Source organism: Collimonas sp. OK307, assembly GCF_900113705.1.
GTDB lineage: Bacteria > Pseudomonadota > Gammaproteobacteria > Burkholderiales > Burkholderiaceae_D > Collimonas.
Genome location: NZ_FOQI01000019.1, coordinates 1 through 19,251, shown reverse-complemented (window position 1 = coordinate 19,251; position 19,251 = coordinate 1). Strand labels below are relative to the sequence as shown.

The following is a 19,251-nucleotide window of genomic DNA, read 5'->3' as shown; positions in this document are numbered from 1 at the left end:
TTATCTCTCCGCCTTGATCTGTGTTCCCAATCCTTGCAAATAGGCGATCAACGCATCTTGCTCGGTCTTGTTTTCCAATGCTGCCGGCGCGGCGGCGATCTCGGCATCGGTGTAAGGATCGCCCAGGCGCTGCAGCGCGCGCAGATGCGGCACGATATCTTCAGGAACCAGGCGGGTCGATTCCAGCCACGGATAGCCGGGCATGTTCGATTCCGGTACCAGGTCGCGCGGGTTGTGCAGGTGGGCGCGATGCCATTCATCGCTATAGCGGCCGCCGACGCGTGCCAGGTCCGGGCCGGTGCGCTTCGATCCCCACTGGAACGGCCGGTCGTAGACCGATTCGCCGGCCACGGAATAGTGGCCGTAGCGTTCCGTCTCGGCACGGAATGGCCGGATCATCTGAGAATGACAGTTGTAGCAGCCTTCGCGTATGTAGATGTCACGCCCTGCCAGCCGCAACGGCGAATAGGGCCGCAGGCCTGTAATCGGCTGGGTCGTCGACTTCTGGAAAAACAACGGCACGATTTCCGCCAGGCCGCCGACGCTGACCACCAGAATCACCAGTCCGATCAACAGCCAGTGATTTTTTTCTATCGATTCATGTGAGAATTTCATGCCCGCACTCCAGATTCAAAATTAGTCAGCTGCGTCATAGCGCCTCCACCGCATCGCTTGCGATCTTGGCCGCAGGGACCAATACCGGCGCCACGGGATGAGTACGCGGCACCGTGATGCGCGTATCCACCGGGAAGCTATAGCGCATGGTCTTGAATGTATTGAAAGCCATCAGCAGCATGCCGCTCAGATACAACAGGCCGCCGAAGAAGCGAATCACGTAGTAGGGATAAGTCGCCTTGACCACCTCAACGAAGGCATAAGTCAGCGTGCCGTCCGGATTCACCGCACGCCACATCAATCCCTGCATCACGCCGGCAATCCACATCGCGGCGATGTACATGACGATGCCGATAGTGGCCATCCAGAAATGCAGCTCGATCATTTTTACGCTCCACATCTGCTGTTTTCCCACCAGGCGCGGAATCAGGTAATACATCGAACCCATCGTGATGAAGCCGACCCAGCCCAGCGCACCGGAGTGGACATGGGCGATACCCCAGTCGGTGTAGTGCGACAAGGCGTTGACGGTCTTGATCGCCATCATCGGCCCTTCAAAGGTTGCCATGCCGTAGAACGACAGCGATACCACCAGGAATTTGAGGATAGGATCGGTGCGTAATTTGTGCCACGCACCCGACAAGGTCATCATGCCGTTGATCATGCCGCCCCAGGATGGCGCCAGCAGGATAAGCGAAAACACCATGCCCAGCGACTGGGTCCAGTCCGGTAGTGCGGTGTAATGGAGGTGATGCGGGCCGGCCCACATGTAGGTGAAAATCAATGCCCAGAAATGGACGATCGACAGACGATAGGAATACACCGGGCGCTCGGCCTGCTTGGGAATGAAGTAATACATCATGCCGAGAAAGCCGGCGGTCAGGAAAAATCCCACCGCATTATGGCCGTACCACCATTGGATCATCGCGTCCTGGACACCGCTATACGCAGAGTAGGATTTGGTCAGGGTGGCTGGCATGGCCATGCCGTTAACTACATGCAACAGCGCCACCGCAATGATGAAAGCGCCGTAAAACCAATTGGCTACATAGATATGCGCGACCTTGCGCTTGGCCAGCGTACCGAAGAACACGACGGCGTAAGCCACCCACACCACGGCCAGCAGAATTGCAATTGGCCATTCCAACTCGGCATATTCCTTGCCGCGGGTGTAGCCCATCGGCAGGGTTATGGCGGCCAGCACGATTACCAGTTGCCAGCCCCAAAAGGTGAATGCCGCCAATCCATCCGAGAACAGGCGAACCTGGCAAGTCCGTTGCACTACATAGTAGGAAGTTGCCATCAGTGCGCTGCCGCCGAATGCGAAGATCACGGCATTGGTATGCAGGGGCCGCAGCCGGCCGAAACTTAGCCAGGGAATGTCGAAATTCATTTCCGGCCATGCCAACTGGGCCGCAATCAACAAGCCGACAGCCATGCCGACCACTCCCCACACTATCGTCGCAATCGAAAATTGCTTGACGACCTTGTAGTTATAGTTAAGCGCCTTTTCCACGTTCTTCTCTCCCCAAAATACCACTGCAATGGAGCGAGGTTAACTGGCTATGGGCGGTTTCTCTTTGATGTGAATCAAACGACGTGCAATTGACAGAAATTATTTAATTAATTAAAGGAACCACTGTCCGAAGCCGCCTCGATTTCGTTTTTCACCGGCGGCCTGGCACTGTCGTCGTCCAGCAGGATTCTCATTGCGGGACCGACCATATCGTCGAACTGACCGCTGTCGGAAGCACGGACGAATACCCATATCGCCAGGAACACCAGCACGGTGCTGATAGGGATGAGCAGATAAAGCGCTTCCATATCTATCCTCCTATAGCTTGTTACGCAACCATAACGCATTGATTACCACCAGCGCGGAGCTGAACGACATGCCCACTGCCGATAGCCAGGGATTGAGCAAACCCAGCGCCGCCGCCGGAATCGCCAACAAATTGTAGATCGATGCCCACGCCAGGTTTTGCCGGATCACGTGCATGGTCTTATTGCCGAGCCTCGCGGTATCGGCCAACGCTGACAAGCGATCAGACATCAATACCGTATCCGCATGGATCTGAGCCAACGCCGCGCCGGCTCCCATCGCAAAGGAAACATCTGCGACACCTAATACGGCAGCGTCGTTTACCCCGTCGCCTACCATGGCGACGGTCTCGCCGCGGCGCTGCAAGGCTTGTACGAACGCCAGTTTCTGTGCCGGCGAGTGCTCGCCGTAAGCGCCATCCATTGCCAATTCACGCGCCACGTGCTGCGCCACCTGGCGGTCGTCGCCGCTAAGCAATATCACCTTCTTGCCTCGCCTCTGGAAATAGGCCAAGGTCTGGCGGGCATCTTCTCGTACCTCATCGGCCAGATCGAAACGTGCCAGCCAGCTACCCGTCTTACCCAGGAAAACTGGCGTCATCGTTATTTCCTCCGGCGCCGCGGCCGGGATCAAGACACCGGCCAGCTCCGCCACGAACGATGCCGAACCGAGCCGATAGAGAATGCCGTCGAATTCCGCCTCCACGCCTTTTCCTGCTACCTGACTTATTGTCCCGTCGCGCAGTTCCGACGTCTGAGTCGGCCTGCCGCAGGCTGCATCGGCGATTGCCCTTCCCAAAGGATGGGCGCTGGATATTTCCATCGCAGCTGCTACCTGCAGATACCGTTCGCTCGTACCGGCGCCATACGCTGTAATCTGTTGCAGCACAGGTTTACCTTTGGTGAGCGTGCCGGTTTTATCGAAAATGATATAAGTCGCCCGATGCAGGGTTTCCAATACGTGCGGCTGCACGATCAATACGCCGTTGCGCACCAGCCGGTCGGTGGCGGCAGCCAGCGCCGACGGCGTCGCCAGCGACAAGGCACAGGGACAGGACACCACCAGCACGGCGATCGCAATCGGCCAGGCGCGTGACGGATCCAGCCATTGCCAGGTGCAAAACGCCAGCAGCGCGCATAACAGCAAAGCTGCCACAAACCAGCCGGCGACCTGATCGGCCCATTGCGCGATGCGTGGTTTGTTCTGGGTCGCTTGCTCCGCCAGCTTGAGCAGAGCTGACAAGGTACTTTCGCGTACTACCCGGCTTACCCGCAATACCATGGCTTGCCCGCAGTTGACGGCGCCGCCCGGCAAAGTATCGCCAGTCGCGCACGACACGGCCTTGCTCTCTCCGGTCAGCAAGGAAATGTCAACGCTGCTGCGGCCACTAAGCAAAACACCATCGGCCGCAATCACCTCGCCTGGCTTGACCAGGATCAGGTCGCCCTTGACCAATCTTGTTGCAGCAACGACCTCGCCATCCATCCCGCGCGGGTAATCAAGCAAGCGCGTAGCCGCATCGGGCAAAGCGTGTTGCAGGCGCTCCAGCGTCGAAGCCGCCTTGCGCCGCGCCGTCAGCTCCAGGTAGCGGCTGCACAGCAGCAGGAAGACGAACATGGTGACGGTATCGAAATAGACTTCGCCAGAGCCGCGTACGGTGGCCACGGCGCTGCCGGCAAACGCAGCAACAATGCCAATGGCTACCGGCAAGTCCATGCCGAAGCGGCTTAACTTCATGCCGATCCAGGCGCCACGCAGGAACGGCAATGCTGAATAACACAGCACCGGCAAGGTCAGCAGCAGACTAGCCCAGCGCATCAACTGGAGCTGCGCATGGTCGATGCTGCCGGCGGCGGCGAAATAGGCCGGAGCGGCGTACATCATGACCTGCATCATGCACAGGCCGGCGATGAATGTTTGACGGAACAGGCGCTTCCCGGATTTGCGCAACCGCTCGCCCTGCCGGACCGCATCGAACGGGTAGGCGCTGTAGCCGATTTCGCGCAGCGCCAGCAGGATATCGCTGGGCTTGCATTGCGTCTTGTCCCAGCGTATATGCAAGCGTTCACTCGCCACATTCAGGTTGGCCAACTGCAGCCCCGGCAGGCGCGCCAGCCGTTGTTCGATCAGCCAGACACAGGCAGCGCAGCGAATGCCTTCCAGCGCCAAAGTCGCTTCTAACAGATCGCCCACCGGCCCGGCAGAATTGTCAGGCACAGTGACGAATTGCGAGCGGCCATCTTCATCGTCGTACAGTTGCAGTTCAGGCGGAACCAGTGCGTCACCGTCGATGCGATTGGAAAACGCCGTGCGCGAGGTGTAGTAGTCGGCATAACCACTGTCGACGATAGTTTGTGCAACCGCTGCGCAACCCGGGCAGCACATCGCGTGCGACACCTGTCCGATCCTGACTGACCAGCGCTGTCCCGTCGCGGCAGGCGGCAGCGGCAGGCCGCAATGAAAACAGTCGATAGAGGCGAGCTCGGAGGCTATATCCGGTGATAGCGCTGCAGGGTCGATAAGGACGGCACTCAATGCGCGGCTCCCGCCGGACTGATGCAGATTGCATCAAGCCAGCTTAACGGCAATCCGTTAACCACTCGCAAGATGCCCGTCAACCCGAACAGCAACACGATTACACCGCCGGTGATGCGCACCCGGCGATCCAGCAACCAGCCTTTCAGGCGCATTCCCAGCATGCCGAGCGTCAATAGCATAGGCAAGGTTCCCAACCCGAACGCCAGCATCACCTTGGCGCCAGATACGGCGTCACCGCTCAGCATTGCTGTCACCAGTACGCTGTAGACCATGCCGCATGGCAGCCAGCCCCATACAGCGCCCAGCATCAACGCCTTGGCCGGACTGTCCATGGGCAGCAAAAATTTGACGGCGGGCTGCACGCGCCGCCAGACGATCTGCCCCAGGGCTTCCAGCCGCCTTAAGCCGCTCCAGACGTCCATCAGATGCAAGCCCAGCGCTATCAATATCAGATTAGCCAGCCAATACGCACCTATCTGCAGCGATGACAGCGATGTCAGGACGCGCACGCTCTGCGCCATGCCTCCCGCTATTGTCCCGGCCAAGGCATAGCTGAACAGCCTGCCGCTGTTGTAGGCAAACACACGCGACAGATGCATGAAATGGTTTTGATCCGATGGCCCCCGCATTTTTCCGACCATCACCGGCCGCAACGGGATGACCCGGATCGAGGGCGTTGCCGCCACCGACAAGGCGCTGACTATTCCGCCACACATGCCAACACAGTGGATGCTGCCAAATAATCCTATCAAGAAAATCGGTATCAGATTCATGCGTATCTCATGCTCATGGCACCTGCTTAAACGGTTTTCGAATAACGCAACGGACTTTTCCCCAAAGCCAGATACCGATCGAACACCATGCAGATATTACGGATCAGCAAACGACCTTTCATGGTCACGGTGATCCATTCGTCATCCAGCTTGAGCAAGCCGTCCGCCGCCAGCATTTCCAATTGCGTCAGCTCAGCTGCAAAATATTCAGCGAATTTGATCGGATGGGCGATCTCGATCGATGCTAGCGATAATTCGAAATCGCACATCAGCCGCTGGATGATCAGGCGTCGCAGCAAATCATCCATGCTCAGCTTGATGCCGCGCGCAATTGGCAATATCTCCTGGTCGAGACGCTGATAATAGGCATCCAGCGTTTTCTCGTTCTGGCTGTAGCTGGCGCCGACGGCGCTGATTGCGGACACGCCGCATGACACCAGATCGGCTTCCGCATGGGTTGAATAGCCCTGGAAATTGCGATGCAAGCGCCCTTGCCGCTGGGCGATCGCCAGATCGTCGTCGGGCTTGGCGAAATGGTCCATTCCGATGTACACGTAACCGGCGCTGGTCAGCCGCTTGATACAAAGGAACAACATGTCGATCTTGGCTTCCGGCGTCGGCAAATCGGCGTCGGCGATGCGGCGTTGCGGTTTGAATATGTGCGGCATATGCGCGTAGTTGTAGATGGCGATCCGATCCGGTGCGGCTGCGATCACCTTGTTCAGCGTTTGCGCCATCGATATCACGTTCTGCTTCGGCAAGCCGTAAATCAAATCTATGCTGACTGAGCGAAAGCCGGCATATCGCGCGGCATCGATGATCCGAAGCGTATCTTCCTCGGGCTGGATCCGGTTAACGGCTTTCTGCACCACAGGATCAAAATCCTGCACCCCGAGGCTAAGGCGATTAAAGCCCTGGCGCCGCAATGTGACGATGCGTTCCGGCGTCACTGTACGCGGATCGACCTCTATCGAATATTCGCCCTGCCCGTCCGGCGCGAATTGAAAACTCTTGCGCAGATGCTCCAGCAGATCTGTCATCTGCGCATCCGTCAGGAAAGTCGGCGTACCGCCACCGAAATGCAGTTGCTCCACCTGACTCATACCTTGAAACAAGGCAGACTGCATCGAAATCTCGCGCTTCAGGTACGTCAGGTAAAGTTCGGCCTTGGCGAGATTCCTGGTGACCACTTTATTGCAGGCGCAGTAGTAGCAAATCGTGTCGCAAAATGGGATGTGCACGTACAACGACAAGGCATGGCGCGCCCCCATATCACGGCGGTTCGCAACCGCCTGCAAATAATCGATGGGACCGAAATCTTCTGAAAACCTGTCTGCCGTCGGATAGGACGTATAGCGTGGACCGAGTTGATTCAGCTTGCGCAGCAAGGAAGCGTCATAACTAACCGCGCCAACTGTGGGTGACGATTCTCTTGAATTTAACATGTGCAAGCTCCGGCAATTGAATGCATCAATACGTGGGATTGATGACATCTACCGGCTGCAGCATATCTTGCACAGATGGCAATCGCTTTGACATAGATCAAAAAAAACGGCCACAGACTGATCTGTGGCCGTTTGATGTCTACTGTTTTCTGGCAAGTCGCACATGCAGAAAATGAAACGACTAGAGAAAACCGCTGTGAACCGGCGCCAGCATATCGCGTACGCCATGCGTCATCAGCACCAGGAAGATCAGCAAGGCTAGATAATAAAATGCGTAGGTCAACTTTACCGCGGGCTCGATGCCGTAGTAGCGCTGATTCTCCAGAGTGGACGGGTCGTATTGCCAGGCGCGTTTCAACTGCGGCAACGCGAGAATGACCATCACGATCAGCAGCGGAGTCGGGCGATAAACGAATAATGCGATCATCACCGGAACGCCGGCGAACCATATCCGCGGGGATAGCACTGCCGTGATGCGCCCGCCGTCAAAAGGCGACATTGGAATCATGTTGAACAAGTTCAGAAAGAAGCCGGCGTAAGACAGCGCCAGCAGCAACTCGCTGTTGTACCAACGTGACGCAAAATAACAAGCCAGTGCACCGGCAGTACCGACCAATGGCCCGGCGAGGCCGACATAAGCCTCTGTTTCCGCATCATGCGGCATTTCTTTCAACTGGATCCAGGCGCCGACGAATGGAATAAAGGTCGGCGCGCCGACTGCCAGGCCGCGCCGCTGTGCGGCAAGGTAGTGACCTGCTTCGTGCACGAACAGCAACAGCACAAAGCCTGCTGCAAAACGCCAGCCGTAGAACATCGCGTAGACTGCTATAGACAGCAGCATGGTGCCGGAAGTAGTCAGTATCTTGCCGAGCTTCAGGCCTCCCAACAGCAGGATCAGCAATTTAACCATGGCGCTGGTCTTTAGACACGATTAACGGTGTCGCTGGCTTCAGCCGCATGGTCAGCCTTGAGATCTGGTGAGGACTGCGTCAATTGCCGCGGCGGAAACGGCGACTCATCTGGCCCGTCCGAATCAGATGCCAACGCCGGTGTCGCCGGCTGCGGAGTGCGCTTGAAGAATCGCTTGATGGCGGCGCCGAAGGCAAGCACCGCCAGCAAGCCGACTTTGAAAAACTTCGCCACGAACGCAGCGATGACGGCAATCAGGCCGATTTTCTTGGCGGCGACGCCGACTACCAAGGCAGTCAGGCCATATTCTGCAACATGATCGGTCGAAACCGCGAAGTCCTCATACCGCTTGCCGTTGTGATAATCGATGGCGGCGAGCATCTTGTTTGCAATCGGCTTATCTGCTGCTATCAACGATTCTTTCGTCACCATCGTCAAGGTCAGGTAGCCGTCGCGACCGAGCACAAGAGTTTGATAGTTCACTGAATTTTTCGTGTTGTCTGCAGCTTGGTCCTTGTGACGCGCTATCACCGACCAGACCATACGATGAGTTACCGGGTCGTAAGCCGGCACTTCCGCCCAGCCCGTGACCTCGATCTCAGGAATTCCCCGTTCCTTGCGAGCAGCATTCATTTGTTCGGTGCCGTCATGCAAACTTTTCAGCATATCGTCGGCTTTCCAGTCGCGCGCATCATCGTCGCGTACGTAACCGTCTTTTTTGAAGCGGACAATTATCAGCCAATTCGCATATTCAACGGCTGGAGTTATCATGCCAACTAACGATTCCTCATCACTGGTATTACCAACAGTGCGCAAGATGCGTGCTGCAGGGGCTGCCGGCAAGAAGCCATAGCCCTCCGGCAGCGAAAAAGTGGCCTGGTCGCTGAATTCGATTTTGCGTGGTCCCTTCACCATCACTCTGTCCGCCTCGTCGGCCGCAGCTTTGAATTCCGCCAGGGTTTTCGCATTTTGCGCTATGCAATTTGCGGCGATAAACGTCAGGACCAGCGCGAACAGAAATTTTCTCAGGATTTTCATGGCTTGATCGGTATTGTGGGTTTAGGGTGTTTTTGTGGATTACCGGTGAACACATGGTCAGATGCGTTGGTTTTCCCACAAAATTGCAGCCACTGTAATACCATGAAACCGATATTTATTGCCGTATTGCACAAAAAATAGTGCATTACTTCAATATTTTGATTAATTCAGTCACGCCGCTGGCGCGTTCCTCATACCGGTTTCGATTCAATTGCCTGTAGTTTCCGCGCTACCCACAAAGAAAAACGGCTTGCAGAATCGAATTCTGCAAGCCGTTTCATGACAACGCTACGAATGCTATCAATCGTAGATCAAACCTGGATCAAACCTGGATCAATCAGATCACGGTAGACAGGCCCAACGTCAGCAACAACGCCACCACCGAAATGATGGTTTCAGCGACAGTCCAGGTCTTGAAGGTTTCAGTCACGGTCATGTTGAAGTACTCCTTGACCAGCCAGAAGCCGCCGTCGTTGACGTGCGACAGGATCAGCGAACCGGCGCCGGTTGCCAGCACCATCAGTTCCGGCCGGACGGTGACGCCGGCGGCGGTGACGATCGGTGCGACGATACCGCAAGCAGTGGTCATCGCGACCGTAGCCGAACCGGTGGCAACCCGAATCAGCGCGGCCACAAACCAGCCCAGCAGCAATGGCGACAAATGCGCATTGTTGGCGAGTTCGACGATCGACTTGGAAACGCCGCCGTCGATCAGGATCCGGCCGAAACCGGCGCCGGCGCCAACGATCAGCGTGATCCCGGCGATAGGCGCCAGACATTCTGTAGTGAATTTGAGAATGGCTTCACGATTAAAACCGCGTGCCTTGCCAAAAGTATAGAAACTTACCAGCGTCGCAATCAACAACGCGATGACGGAATTACCCATCAGGCGCAGGAAATCGTTGGCGAAGGTTTTTGGCGTGAAGAACACATCGGCCCAACTACCAATTAACATCAACGCCACCGGCAGCAAGATGGTAGCAATCGTGATGCCGAAACCAGGCAAGTCACGGCCTTTGTCTTCTTCGACAAATTGCGAGATCAACGGGTTATCAGGATTAGGCGTGACGTAGCGGCTGATCAGTTTGGCAAACAGCGGACCGGCAATGATCGCAGTAGGAATACCGACGATCAGCGCGTACATGATGGTGCGGCCGATATCTGCGTTGTAGGCAGTCACGGCGAACAGCGCTGCCGGATGCGGTGGAATCAAGCCATGCACGACCGACAGGCCGGCAACCATCGGGATCCCGACCATGATCATTGAAGTCCCGGTACGCTTGGCGACGTTGAATGCGATCGGAATCAACAGCACGAAACCGACTTCAAAGAACACCGGCAGGCCGACAATCAATGCCACCACCATCATCGCCCAGTGCACGCGCTTAGGACCGAACACACCGATGAGCGTGTTGGCAACGCGTTCGGCGCCGCCTGATTCGGCCATCATCTTGCCGAACATCGTACCCAGCCCGACCACCAGCGCAATATGTCCCAAAGCGCCGCCGACACCGGTTTCATAGGATTTGACGATGGCTCCCATCGGCATGCCGACAACCAGGCCAAGTATTACCGACACCACGATCAGCACGATGAACGGATTCATCTTGAACTTGGCGATCAGCACCACCAGTGCGATCACTGCAATCACCGCATAGAGCAGCAACATATTTCCTTGAACCATCTCCATCAAATCCTCCTAAAGTCCGATTTATTTTTTGACACCGCGATATACCCACTGCCTGCCTTAGTGCGCAAACACATGACGAACGGTGCCATTTTGCAACTATTAGCTGTTAGTTGTCAGTAAATTCCGCCAATCTGCAGCGAATTATTTTTTATAAGCAATGCAATCCACTTCCACCTTGCAATCGACTACCATGCTCGATTGCACGCAAGCGCGGGCTGGCGGATTGGCGCCGAAATACTCTTTGAAAACCTTGTTGAACGATTGAAAATCGCGGGTATCGTCAAGCCAGACACCGCAACGCACCACGTGCTCCGGACCGTAGCCGGCTTCTTTCAGGATCGCCAGCACGTTCTGGATGGTCTTGTGCGATTGCGCGACGATGCCGCCATCGATCACTTCGCCATCCACCATCGCCACCTGGCCGGAAACGTACAGCCAGCCGTCGGCTTCAACCGCACGCGCGAATGGCAGATGCTGGCCGCCGGTTCCTGAACCACCTTCAACACCGTATCGCTTGATCGTCATAGCTACTCCTCAGTAAAAATAAAACTCAATAAAACTCAATAAAACTCAATAAAACGCAACAAAACTAAAAAATTCAGCCAAACTCAACTTGCAAGGACGCCGCTCACTCCGCTTTGCCGCGCCAGGAAACGCCCTGCCCGCGACTCGGTCGGCGCTTTTTGCGCGCCACCCAGATATGACAAGACACCATTTACCCAGACCGCTTCGATTCCTTCGGCCGGCTGCATCGGATCCGAGAAAGTTGCCGCATCGCGTACGGTTTCCGGATCGAACAACACCAGGTCAGCCCAATAGCCCTCGCGCACCAGACCGCGTTCAGCCAGGCCGAAACGCTCGGCCGACAAACCTGTCATCTTGCGGACCGCCACGGTCAACGGGAATAGTTTTTGCTCGCGACTGTAGTAACCCAGCACGCGTGGAAATGCTCCCCACAGCCGCGGATGCGGCAGCGGATCGTTAGGCAAACCATCCGATCCGACCACGCTGGCGGGGTGGCTCAGGATGCGGTTGACATCGTCATCCTGCATGCAGTGATAAACGGCGCCGGCCGGTTGCAAACGACGCGCAGCTGCCATCAGATCGACCTGCCATTCGGCCGCGATCTCAGCTAGCAGCTTGCCGCCCATGGCCGGTTCCGGCTCCGACCAGGTCACCATGATGTCGATAGTGTCGGTTACCTGTTTCAAATCCAGGGTGGATGAGCTGGCAGTGTAGGGATAACAGTCGCAGCCGACCGGCTGATAACGCTGCGCCTGCTCCAGCGCTTCCAGCACTTCGCCGCTGCGGCCCCAGTTTTCAACGCCGGCGCATTTCAAATGCGAAATCACCACCGGCACCCGGGCATGTTTGCCGATACGGAAAGCTTCATCCATGGCTTCCAGGATGTCGGCGAATTCACTGCGCAAATGCGTCGCGTAGATGGCGCCGGCCTCGGCCAGCGGTTCCGCCAGCGCCAGCACTTCGGCGGTGGGCGCATTGATCGCATTGCCGTAAGCCAGGCCGGTGCTGAGTCCGAGTGCGCCGTGCGCCAGCGCTTCGCGTAACTGCTCGCACATGGCGGCGATTTCTGTGTCGGTGGCGGCGCGATCGAGCCGGTCCATCTGGTTGCTGCGCAAGGCGGTGTGGCCGATCAACGCGGCTACATTGATAGATGGTTGAGCCTGCGTCACCGCATCGACATAGGAGGCGAAAGTCGGGTAGCTGAAGGCGCTCGCCTCGCCTAGCAGATTCATCGGATCCGGCGGTTCTGCCTTGAGGCTGACCGGCGCGGCGCTGATGCCGCAATTGCCGACGATCACTGTGGTGACGCCCTGCGACAGCTTGGGCACCATGTTCGGTGTGCGAATCACGTTGGTGTCGTCGTGGGTGTGGACATCGATGAAGCCAGGGCTCAGGACCTTGCCGCTGCCGTCGATCACATCCTTAGCCTGCCAGCCGGATGGCTTGCCGGCATTGGCGCCATTACGCGGCTCGATATGCAGGATACGGCCGCCAGCCATAGCGACGTCGGCCACAAATGCCGGTTCGCCGCTGCCGTCGATCACTGACACGTTACGAATCAGCGTATCGCAACTTGGCGTGGCAGCTGCATCTGACAATGGTGTATTTGATTCAGTGCTCATCTCAATCTCCCAACGGCTCGCGATTACTGCCACCGCGATGTGTATCCAGTGTGAATTTCAGGCGTCGCAGCAACTCCTGGCTACGATCTTTTTGCAGCAATGCCAACTCGGTCATCAGCACGTCCAGCGCCATCATCATGGCGTAGCGCGAGGATGACGGCTTGAAAATAAAATCGGTTTCCAGCGACTTCAACGGCAACAGCACATCGGCCATCGCGGCCAGCGGCGAACCCAATGCCGTGATCGCCACCAGCCGCACGCCGTATTCCTTGGCGATGGCGCAACTGGCGTTGAGCTCGGGCACATTGCCGGTGGTCGACAGGACCAGCACCACATCGTCCTTGTCGAGTGTTGCGGCTACCATTTTCTGCAGCATGGCGTCGTGATAGGTGGCCACCGGGCGCCCCAGGCGTACCAGCCGATAGCGCGCCTCATCGGACAGCATAGTCGAGCCGCCACCCATACCAAAGGCATAAATCATGCGTGCCTGAAGCAGCACCTGCGCTGCTTGCAACAAGGTATCCTGGTTCAGCAGGCTGCGATTGACCTCCAGCGCTTTGTGGATATCGGCATACACAATGTCGACGATTTGCGGAAGTTGATTTTCAACAACAGAGTTCTCGACCCGCAAAAAGCGCTGCCCGATCGCTGCAGCCTGGGCCAGATGCATCTTCAATTCGCGCACATCGCGGCACCCGATGGCTTTGGCAAAACGGGTGACGCTGGCTTCGCTGACGCTGGCTTGTTTCGCCAGGGTCTGGATACTGGCGCTGGCGGCAAACGGCAAATCGCCCAGGATTGCCTGCGCTACCTTCTGCTCTGCCAGGCGCAGCTGACCGCTACGCTCGGCGATGCGCGACACAATATCGAATGAGTGAGCCATGTGTTGTCAGATGGGTTGCAAATTAAGTAGCAAAGCCAGAATATGGGCCAATAGAAAGGCGGAGTCGCACAACAGACTCTGCAGCAGACATGGCATGAAAAAATACTATGTTACTTTGTAACATGCTTTTAATATAGTAAATTCAAGGATATGATTACGTCAAATGAATTCTGAAGGAGAAGATCTGATGACTGATGTTATTAACTATCACAGCGATTACGAGAACCCGACAATCGATCCTTTGAACAAGGGTCTGGGGGCATTCCAACAGACGTTGCCTGTCGCCGAGGTGAAGGCGCACAACTGGAATCTGCTGCGAGAGGACCTGAGCCTGCCCACCGCCGTGCTGTCCGAGGAACGCATGACGCACAATTTGCAGTGGATGCAGCAATTCGTCACCGAATACGGCGTCAAACTGGCCCCGCACGGTAAAACAACGATGGCGCCGAAACTGTTCGCGCGCCAGCTGGCCGGCGGCGCATGGGGCATCACCCTGGCTACCGCACACCAGACCCGGGTCGCCTATCAGCACGGCGTGCGACGCGTGATCATGGCGAATCAGCTGGTCGGCAAGCAGAATATGGCGATCATCTCCGATTTGCTGGCCGACCTCTCCTTTGAATTCTGCTGCCTGGTCGATTCGGCCGATGGCGTCGACCAGCTGGGCGCCTTCTTCCAGGCCCGCAAACAAAAACTGCATGTATTGCTGGAACTCGGCGCCGACGGCGGCCGCACCGGCATCCGCAATGCGGAGCAGCAAGCCGCCGTGCTGGATGCGATTGCACGCTGGCCGGAACATATCGTGCTGGCCGGGGTTGAAGTCTATGAAGGCGTATTGAAAGAAGAAGCCGATATCCGCAGCTTTCTGCAACACGCGGTAGCCTGCACCCGGCAACTGGCCAAGGATGGCCGCTTTGCAGCACGTACTGAAGGCAGCGCAGCGCGGCCGGTGATACTGACCGGCGCCGGTTCGGCGTGGTACGACGTGGTCGCCGACGAATTCGCCAAGACCGAGATTGGTTTACCTTTGGATGTGGTGCTGCGTCCAGGCTGTTACCTGACGCACGATGTCGGCATCTACCGCGCGGCGCAGGCGCAGATCCAGACGCGTAATCCTGTCGCCCGCAAAATGCGCAGCGAATTGCAGCCGGCCTTGCAGTTGTGGGCTTATGTGCAATCGATTCCGGAAACCGGCAAAGCTATCATCGCGCTCGGCAAGCGTGACGCTGCGTTCGACGCCGGCCTGCCTACGCCTGCACTGCATTATCGTCCCGGCACGGCAGCGCCGATTGCCACGCCAGCTCACTGGCAGGTGACTGGCATGATGGATCAGCATGCGTATCTGCAGATCACCGAGGGCGACGACATCAAGGTCGGCGACATGATTGGTTTCGACATCTCGCATCCGTGCCTGACTTTCGATAAATGGCGTCAGATTGCCGTCGTCGATGCACAGCATCAAGTAGTAGATGTGATCCAGACTTTTTTTTAATTTTTCTTTTAATTTTTACCCCGGCACAAGCGATGACTATAGATATCCTGGCTTATGGCGAAGCAATGGTGGAGTTCAACCAGCGGCTCCACGATGCACGCATGTACCTGCAAGGCTTTGGCGGCGACACGTCGAATTTCTGTATCGCCGCAGCGCGCCAGGGTGCGCGCAGCGGTTATATCAGCGCCCTCGGCAATGATCAATTCGGCCAGAAGCTGCGTGATCTGTGGCTGGCGGAACAGGTCGACGCCAGCCATGTGGCGAACGATCCGCAAGCAGCCACCGGCGTGTATTTTGTTTCGCATGACCAGGATGGCCACCATTTCGACTATCTGCGCGCCGGCTCTGCCGCCAGCCGCTATACCAGCGCGCAATTGCCGCTGGAGGCGATCGCCGGCGCCAAGATGCTGCATCTGTCAGGCATCAGCCTGGCGATCAGCGAATCCGCCTGCGATGCCGGCCTGGCTGCGATGGCGCATGCGCGCAAGCATGGCGTGCGTACCTCGCTCGATACCAACCTGCGGCTGAAACTGTGGCCGCTGGAACGCGCCCGTGAAAAAATGCGTGAGGCGTTTGCGCTGTGTGACATCTGCCTGCCCAGCTGGGACGATGTCGGCGCCCTCACCGGCCTCGACGACCGCGATGCGATTGTCGATACGCTGCTGTCCTACGGCATCGGCCTGATCGCCTTCAAGCTTGGCGCCGAAGGTTGTTATGTCGCCACCGCCAGCGAACGCCGGATGGTGCCGGCTTACGGCGTCGAAGCGATCGACGCCACCGGCGCCGGCGATTGTTTTGGCGGCGCCTTCATTGCCCGCCTGGTAGCCGGCGACGATCCATTCCGCGCCGCCAGTTATGCCAATGTCTGCGCTGCTTTGTCGACTACCGGCTACGGTGCGGTGGCGCCGATTCCGGTCGCGGCGCAGGTAGAAGAAATACTGAGTTCACGGTAATTTTTTCTGCTGCACCTCAGGTTCAGGCAACAACCCTGCGATGATTTCCCCCAGCCGTTTTATGCCCTGCTCGATCTGCGGCGAAAACGGCTGGCCGCAGCACAGCCGCAGAAAATGATCGAAGCGCCTGGAATTGGAAAACATCAAACCTGGAGCAAGCCGGATACCTTCCCGCAATGCTGCCTCGAATACTTTTTTGGATGACAGTTGCTGCGGCAGCTCCACCCATAACAAGGCGCCGCCGTCTGGAAGGTTGAGTCGGGTGCCGGCCGGGAAATGGATAGCGACCGCTTCGGCGGTACGCGCGCGCTGCATCCGCAGCGCTTCACGCAAACGTCGCAGATGGCGATCATAAGCAGTCGACGCCATAAAATCCGCGGCCGTAATCTGCGCCCATTCTTCATTCGCCCGGGTGTGGGCAAACTTAAGCATCTCGATCCGCGCTTGCCAACGGCCGCCGACCATCCAGCCCAGGCGCATGCCTGGCGCCAGCACTTTGTTAAGCGAGGCGCAATAGATCACGTTGCCGCTGCGATCCCAGGCTTTTAATGCGGTCGACGAAGTTCCTTCCGGCACCAGGTCGCTATACGAATCGTCCTCGATCAAGGCCATCCCATGCTGCTCGCATAGTTCCACCAGCCGCGCCTTGTGCGCATCCGGCATGACGCTGCCCAACGGATTCTGCAGGTTCGGCACCGCCACTACAGCCTTGATATTGTCGTAGGTCTGCAGCGCCAGTTGCAGCGCTTCAATCGAGATGCCGGTGCGCTGGCTGGTTGGAATTTCAAGCGCGCGCATGCCCAGGCTTTCAATCACCTGCAACAAGCCGTAGTAAGTCGGCGACTCGACCGCGATGGTGTCGCCTGCCTGCGCCACGGCGCGCAGAGCCAGATTAATCGCCTCGATACAGCCATGGGTAACGATTATCTGTTCCGGCGCGATCTTGATTCCGATAGCAAGGCTGCGCTTGGCCAGCACTTGCCGAAACGCCGGATTGCCGCTATGCGACATCATGCTGGTCAACACCTCCGGCCGTTGGCGCAGAGTCCGGATCGCGGCGTTTTTCAACGCTTCCACCGCATACAGTCCAGGTGCGCAGCTAGCGCTGCTCAGATCGAGCGTGACCTTGTTACTGCGTCCCTGCGCGATGATTTCCGAGACCCGCTCGTGGATTCCCGCATATTGCGCCGACATCAAGGCCGGCGCAGTCGCCAGATTCGATTCTTCCGGTTCCGCCAGCCGCCGCGCCTGCCGCACGAAATAACCGGAACGCGGACGCGCCTCCAGCCAGCCCTCCTGCTCCAGGTGACGCAATGTCTGCAAAGCCGTCGACAAGCTGACCTGGTGCTGCCGCATCAAATCCCGTACCGATGGCATGCGGTCGCCTGGCCGCAAGGTAAGCGCCTGGATAGCAGCCAGATAGTGTTCAGCCAGGCGCCGGTACAGCAATTGCGTTGCTGGCGATTTCAACAGGGCTTGAGGCTGGGAGAGTGACAAGAGAGGCCTCATAACATGCATTGGATTATCGAAGTGTGCTGCATTCCGGCGCAACGAAACAGATACAGATTCGTGGATACAGGACGATAACAGATAAGGCAAACCCCGGCTGTTACGCTACAGATGGGCGACAGCTGTGCCTGTTTCGGTGGCTGGCAGGCGGATAGGCTAGAGCCATCTCTTTCATCTCGGAAACCGCCATGTACCTCGCCACTGAAAACACTTCGCGCATTCGACTAAGCCGCGCCCAGAGCAGCATGTTTTATGCAACACGCGGCGCAACTATCGTAGCCGTGCAAGGTAGCATTCTTGTGTGTGAAGGCGGCACGGCCGCCGACACGCGCTTTGCAGTCAGCGACGGCGAGTGCCATGTGGTGCAGCGCAACGGCTGGGTTCGATTGGAGGTACGCGGAACCAGCCCCGGCACGGTGATCGTCAGTGCCGGATTGCCGCCCGTCCTGCTATGGCGGCGCTGGCGGCAGCGCATATACCCTGATTGCTTTAAAAGGATGATGCAATACATGCATTACCGTTAAACCACGACCGGCACTTGCAGTTTGGCAAAGCACTTGTTGCCTACCGCCGATCTGGCTTATTCTGTAGCCATGAGTATCACCCGTGAAGATCTTGAACAGGACCGCCTGCGAACGATCCTGGATAACACACCGATTGCTTCAGTCCTGCTATCCGAAGCAGCGCTGGAAGCGTCGTGGCGCGCCGCGCTGGCCTCGCTGCCGGATCCGAATGGCGATGTCTGGCTGTTCGGCTACGGCTCGCTGATCTGGAACCCGATGGTAGAGCATAGCGAGCGCGTGCCGGCCAAGCTGTACGGCTACCACCGCGGCTTCTACCTGTATTCGCGCATCAACCGCGGCACCTGGGACAACCCCGGCCTGGTGCTGGGACTAGACCGCGGCGGCTGCTGCCAAGGCATCGCCTTCCGCATCCCCGCCATCAGCATCGAAACAGAATTGAAAATGTTATGGCGCCGCGAAATGCTGACCGGCGCGTACCTGCCGCGCTGGCTGCCGATGCAGCTCAAGGGCAAGGATGGCCCGCGCGTCAAGGCGCTGGCGTTTGTCATGAATCGGCAGCACGAGAGCTATTCAGGGCGTTTGCCGGATCTGACTGTGGTTTCGCATTTGCGCGATGCAGTGGGGCTGTATGGGCCAGCGAGGGATTATTTGCGGCATACGCTGGAGGGATTATTGAAAGAAGGATTTCGAGATCCGTATCTGGCGCGGCTGTGGGCTCAGCTAGAGTCTGGACAAGATCAGCCGGCGACCAAAAAATAGCAAAGCTTTGGTTTTTGAAGTTGCGGTTGCGGTTGCGGTTGCGGTTGCTTTTGACGTGCCTTCCGCATTGGGACGCTGCCAAATGTGGCGCGTGTCAGTCGGGAATTGTGGGAAGACATGTTTGAGCGCAGCGAGTTGGTCTTTCCACCCGACT

17 protein-coding genes are annotated in these 19,251 nt (G+C 57.5%); 4 read left to right on the top strand and 13 right to left on the bottom strand.

Going from position 1 to position 19,251, the window contains the following annotated elements; all coding sequences use genetic code 11:
• From ccoO to BM205_RS20400, 12 genes are all read right to left on the bottom strand, one after another.
• A complete protein-coding gene (gene ccoO / locus BM205_RS20455) occupies positions 1-615 on the bottom strand; it encodes a cytochrome-c oxidase, cbb3-type subunit II (RefSeq protein ID WP_092416713.1) in 615 nt (204 codons plus the stop codon).
• A gap of 34 nt (positions 616-649) precedes the next feature.
• Positions 650-2,131 (bottom strand): cytochrome-c oxidase, cbb3-type subunit I, encoded by a 1,482-nt coding sequence (ccoN, locus tag BM205_RS20450; RefSeq protein WP_092416712.1) that lies wholly within the window; start codon positions 2,129-2,131, stop codon positions 650-652.
• A 107-nt stretch (positions 2,132-2,238) separates the two neighbouring features.
• The gene (gene ccoS, locus BM205_RS20445; protein WP_092416711.1) at positions 2,239-2,439 is read right to left on the bottom strand and encodes a cbb3-type cytochrome oxidase assembly protein CcoS; all 201 of its coding nucleotides are present in this window, start codon (positions 2,437-2,439) and stop codon (positions 2,239-2,241) included.
• A gap of 10 nt (positions 2,440-2,449) precedes the next feature.
• Positions 2,450-4,972, bottom strand: a complete 2,523-nt coding sequence (locus BM205_RS20440; protein ID WP_254783977.1) for a heavy metal translocating P-type ATPase — start codon at positions 4,970-4,972, stop codon at positions 2,450-2,452.
• Positions 4,969-5,748 carry a sulfite exporter TauE/SafE family protein gene (locus tag BM205_RS20435; protein WP_092416710.1) on the bottom strand — a complete coding sequence of 260 codons (780 nt, stop codon included), beginning with the start codon at positions 5,746-5,748 and terminating at the stop codon, positions 4,969-4,971. The genes BM205_RS20440 and BM205_RS20435 overlap by 4 nt, the downstream gene beginning before the upstream one ends.
• A gap of 26 nt (positions 5,749-5,774) precedes the next feature.
• Positions 5,775-7,193, bottom strand: coding sequence for an oxygen-independent coproporphyrinogen III oxidase (gene hemN, locus BM205_RS20430; RefSeq protein WP_092416709.1), 1,419 nt, complete (start codon positions 7,191-7,193; stop codon positions 5,775-5,777).
• Positions 7,194-7,374: 181 nt separating this feature from the next.
• Positions 7,375-8,103 (bottom strand): site-2 protease family protein, encoded by a 729-nt coding sequence (locus tag BM205_RS20425; protein WP_092416708.1) that lies wholly within the window; start codon positions 8,101-8,103, stop codon positions 7,375-7,377.
• A gap of 11 nt (positions 8,104-8,114) precedes the next feature.
• Positions 8,115-9,140, bottom strand: a complete 1,026-nt coding sequence (locus BM205_RS20420; protein ID WP_092416707.1) for a DUF2167 domain-containing protein — start codon at positions 9,138-9,140, stop codon at positions 8,115-8,117.
• A 337-nt stretch (positions 9,141-9,477) separates the two neighbouring features.
• Positions 9,478-10,830: a GntP family permease gene (locus BM205_RS20415; protein ID WP_092416706.1), complete on the bottom strand. Its 1,353-nt coding sequence runs from the start codon at positions 10,828-10,830 to the stop codon at positions 9,478-9,480.
• A gap of 141 nt (positions 10,831-10,971) precedes the next feature.
• A complete protein-coding gene (locus BM205_RS20410; RefSeq protein ID WP_092416705.1) occupies positions 10,972-11,355 on the bottom strand; it encodes a RidA family protein in 384 nt (127 codons plus the stop codon).
• Positions 11,356-11,438: 83 nt separating this feature from the next.
• On the bottom strand, positions 11,439-12,977 hold the full coding sequence (locus BM205_RS20405) for an N-acyl-D-amino-acid deacylase family protein (RefSeq protein ID WP_092416704.1): 1,539 nt from the start codon (positions 12,975-12,977) through the stop codon (positions 11,439-11,441).
• Between the two features lies 1 nt (position 12,978).
• Entirely contained in the window at positions 12,979-13,860 is an 882-nt protein-coding gene (locus BM205_RS20400; protein WP_092416703.1) for a MurR/RpiR family transcriptional regulator, read from the bottom strand.
• 187 nt (positions 13,861-14,047) lie between these two features.
• Between BM205_RS20400 and BM205_RS20395 the strand changes: the two genes are divergently transcribed.
• Together BM205_RS20395 and BM205_RS20390 are read left to right on the top strand one after the other, a co-directional pair.
• Positions 14,048-15,352 carry an amino acid deaminase gene (locus BM205_RS20395; RefSeq protein ID WP_092416702.1) on the top strand — a complete coding sequence of 435 codons (1,305 nt, stop codon included), beginning with the start codon at positions 14,048-14,050 and terminating at the stop codon, positions 15,350-15,352.
• Between the two features lie 32 nt (positions 15,353-15,384).
• Entirely contained in the window at positions 15,385-16,305 is a 921-nt protein-coding gene (locus BM205_RS20390; protein ID WP_092416701.1) for a sugar kinase, read from the top strand.
• Here BM205_RS20390 and BM205_RS20385 read toward each other — a convergent pair.
• A complete protein-coding gene (locus tag BM205_RS20385) occupies positions 16,297-17,802 on the bottom strand; it encodes an aminotransferase-like domain-containing protein (RefSeq protein ID WP_254783976.1) in 1,506 nt (501 codons plus the stop codon). The genes BM205_RS20390 and BM205_RS20385 overlap by 9 nt on opposite strands.
• Before the next feature lie 200 nt (positions 17,803-18,002).
• On the opposite strand from BM205_RS20385, the gene BM205_RS20380 reads away from it, so the two are divergent.
• Together BM205_RS20380 and BM205_RS20375 are read left to right on the top strand one after the other, a co-directional pair.
• Positions 18,003-18,338 carry a hypothetical protein gene (locus tag BM205_RS20380; RefSeq protein WP_092416699.1) on the top strand — a complete coding sequence of 112 codons (336 nt, stop codon included), beginning with the start codon at positions 18,003-18,005 and terminating at the stop codon, positions 18,336-18,338.
• A gap of 69 nt (positions 18,339-18,407) precedes the next feature.
• Entirely contained in the window at positions 18,408-19,097 is a 690-nt protein-coding gene (locus BM205_RS20375) for a gamma-glutamylcyclotransferase (protein WP_092416763.1), read from the top strand.
• Positions 19,098-19,251: the final 154 nt, after the last annotated feature.

What these genes read in the sequence shown, in the direction of transcription:
- BM205_RS20425 (WP_092416708.1), bottom strand. Translation starts at nt 8,103, where the DNA reads ATGGTTAAATTGCTGATCCTGCTGTTGGGAGGCCTGAAGCTCGGCAAG.
- BM205_RS20380 (WP_092416699.1), top strand. Translation starts at nt 18,003, where the DNA reads ATGTACCTCGCCACTGAAAACACTTCGCGCATTCGACTAAGCCGCGCC.
- BM205_RS20390 (WP_092416701.1), top strand. Translation starts at nt 15,385, where the DNA reads ATGACTATAGATATCCTGGCTTATGGCGAAGCAATGGTGGAGTTCAAC.
- BM205_RS20410 (WP_092416705.1), bottom strand. Translation starts at nt 11,355, where the DNA reads ATGACGATCAAGCGATACGGTGTTGAAGGTGGTTCAGGAACCGGCGGC.
- BM205_RS20415 (WP_092416706.1), bottom strand. Translation starts at nt 10,830, where the DNA reads ATGGAGATGGTTCAAGGAAATATGTTGCTGCTCTATGCGGTGATTGCA.
- BM205_RS20375 (WP_092416763.1), top strand. Translation starts at nt 18,408, where the DNA reads ATGAGTATCACCCGTGAAGATCTTGAACAGGACCGCCTGCGAACGATC.
- BM205_RS20400 (WP_092416703.1), bottom strand. Translation starts at nt 13,860, where the DNA reads ATGGCTCACTCATTCGATATTGTGTCGCGCATCGCCGAGCGTAGCGGT.
- ccoS (WP_092416711.1), bottom strand. Translation starts at nt 2,439, where the DNA reads ATGGAAGCGCTTTATCTGCTCATCCCTATCAGCACCGTGCTGGTGTTC.
- BM205_RS20435 (WP_092416710.1), bottom strand. Translation starts at nt 5,748, where the DNA reads ATGAATCTGATACCGATTTTCTTGATAGGATTATTTGGCAGCATCCAC.
- BM205_RS20395 (WP_092416702.1), top strand. Translation starts at nt 14,048, where the DNA reads ATGACTGATGTTATTAACTATCACAGCGATTACGAGAACCCGACAATC.
- hemN (WP_092416709.1), bottom strand. Translation starts at nt 7,193, where the DNA reads ATGTTAAATTCAAGAGAATCGTCACCCACAGTTGGCGCGGTTAGTTAT.
- ccoO (WP_092416713.1), bottom strand. Translation starts at nt 615, where the DNA reads ATGAAATTCTCACATGAATCGATAGAAAAAAATCACTGGCTGTTGATC.
- BM205_RS20420 (WP_092416707.1), bottom strand. Translation starts at nt 9,140, where the DNA reads ATGAAAATCCTGAGAAAATTTCTGTTCGCGCTGGTCCTGACGTTTATC.
- BM205_RS20405 (WP_092416704.1), bottom strand. Translation starts at nt 12,977, where the DNA reads ATGAGCACTGAATCAAATACACCATTGTCAGATGCAGCTGCCACGCCA.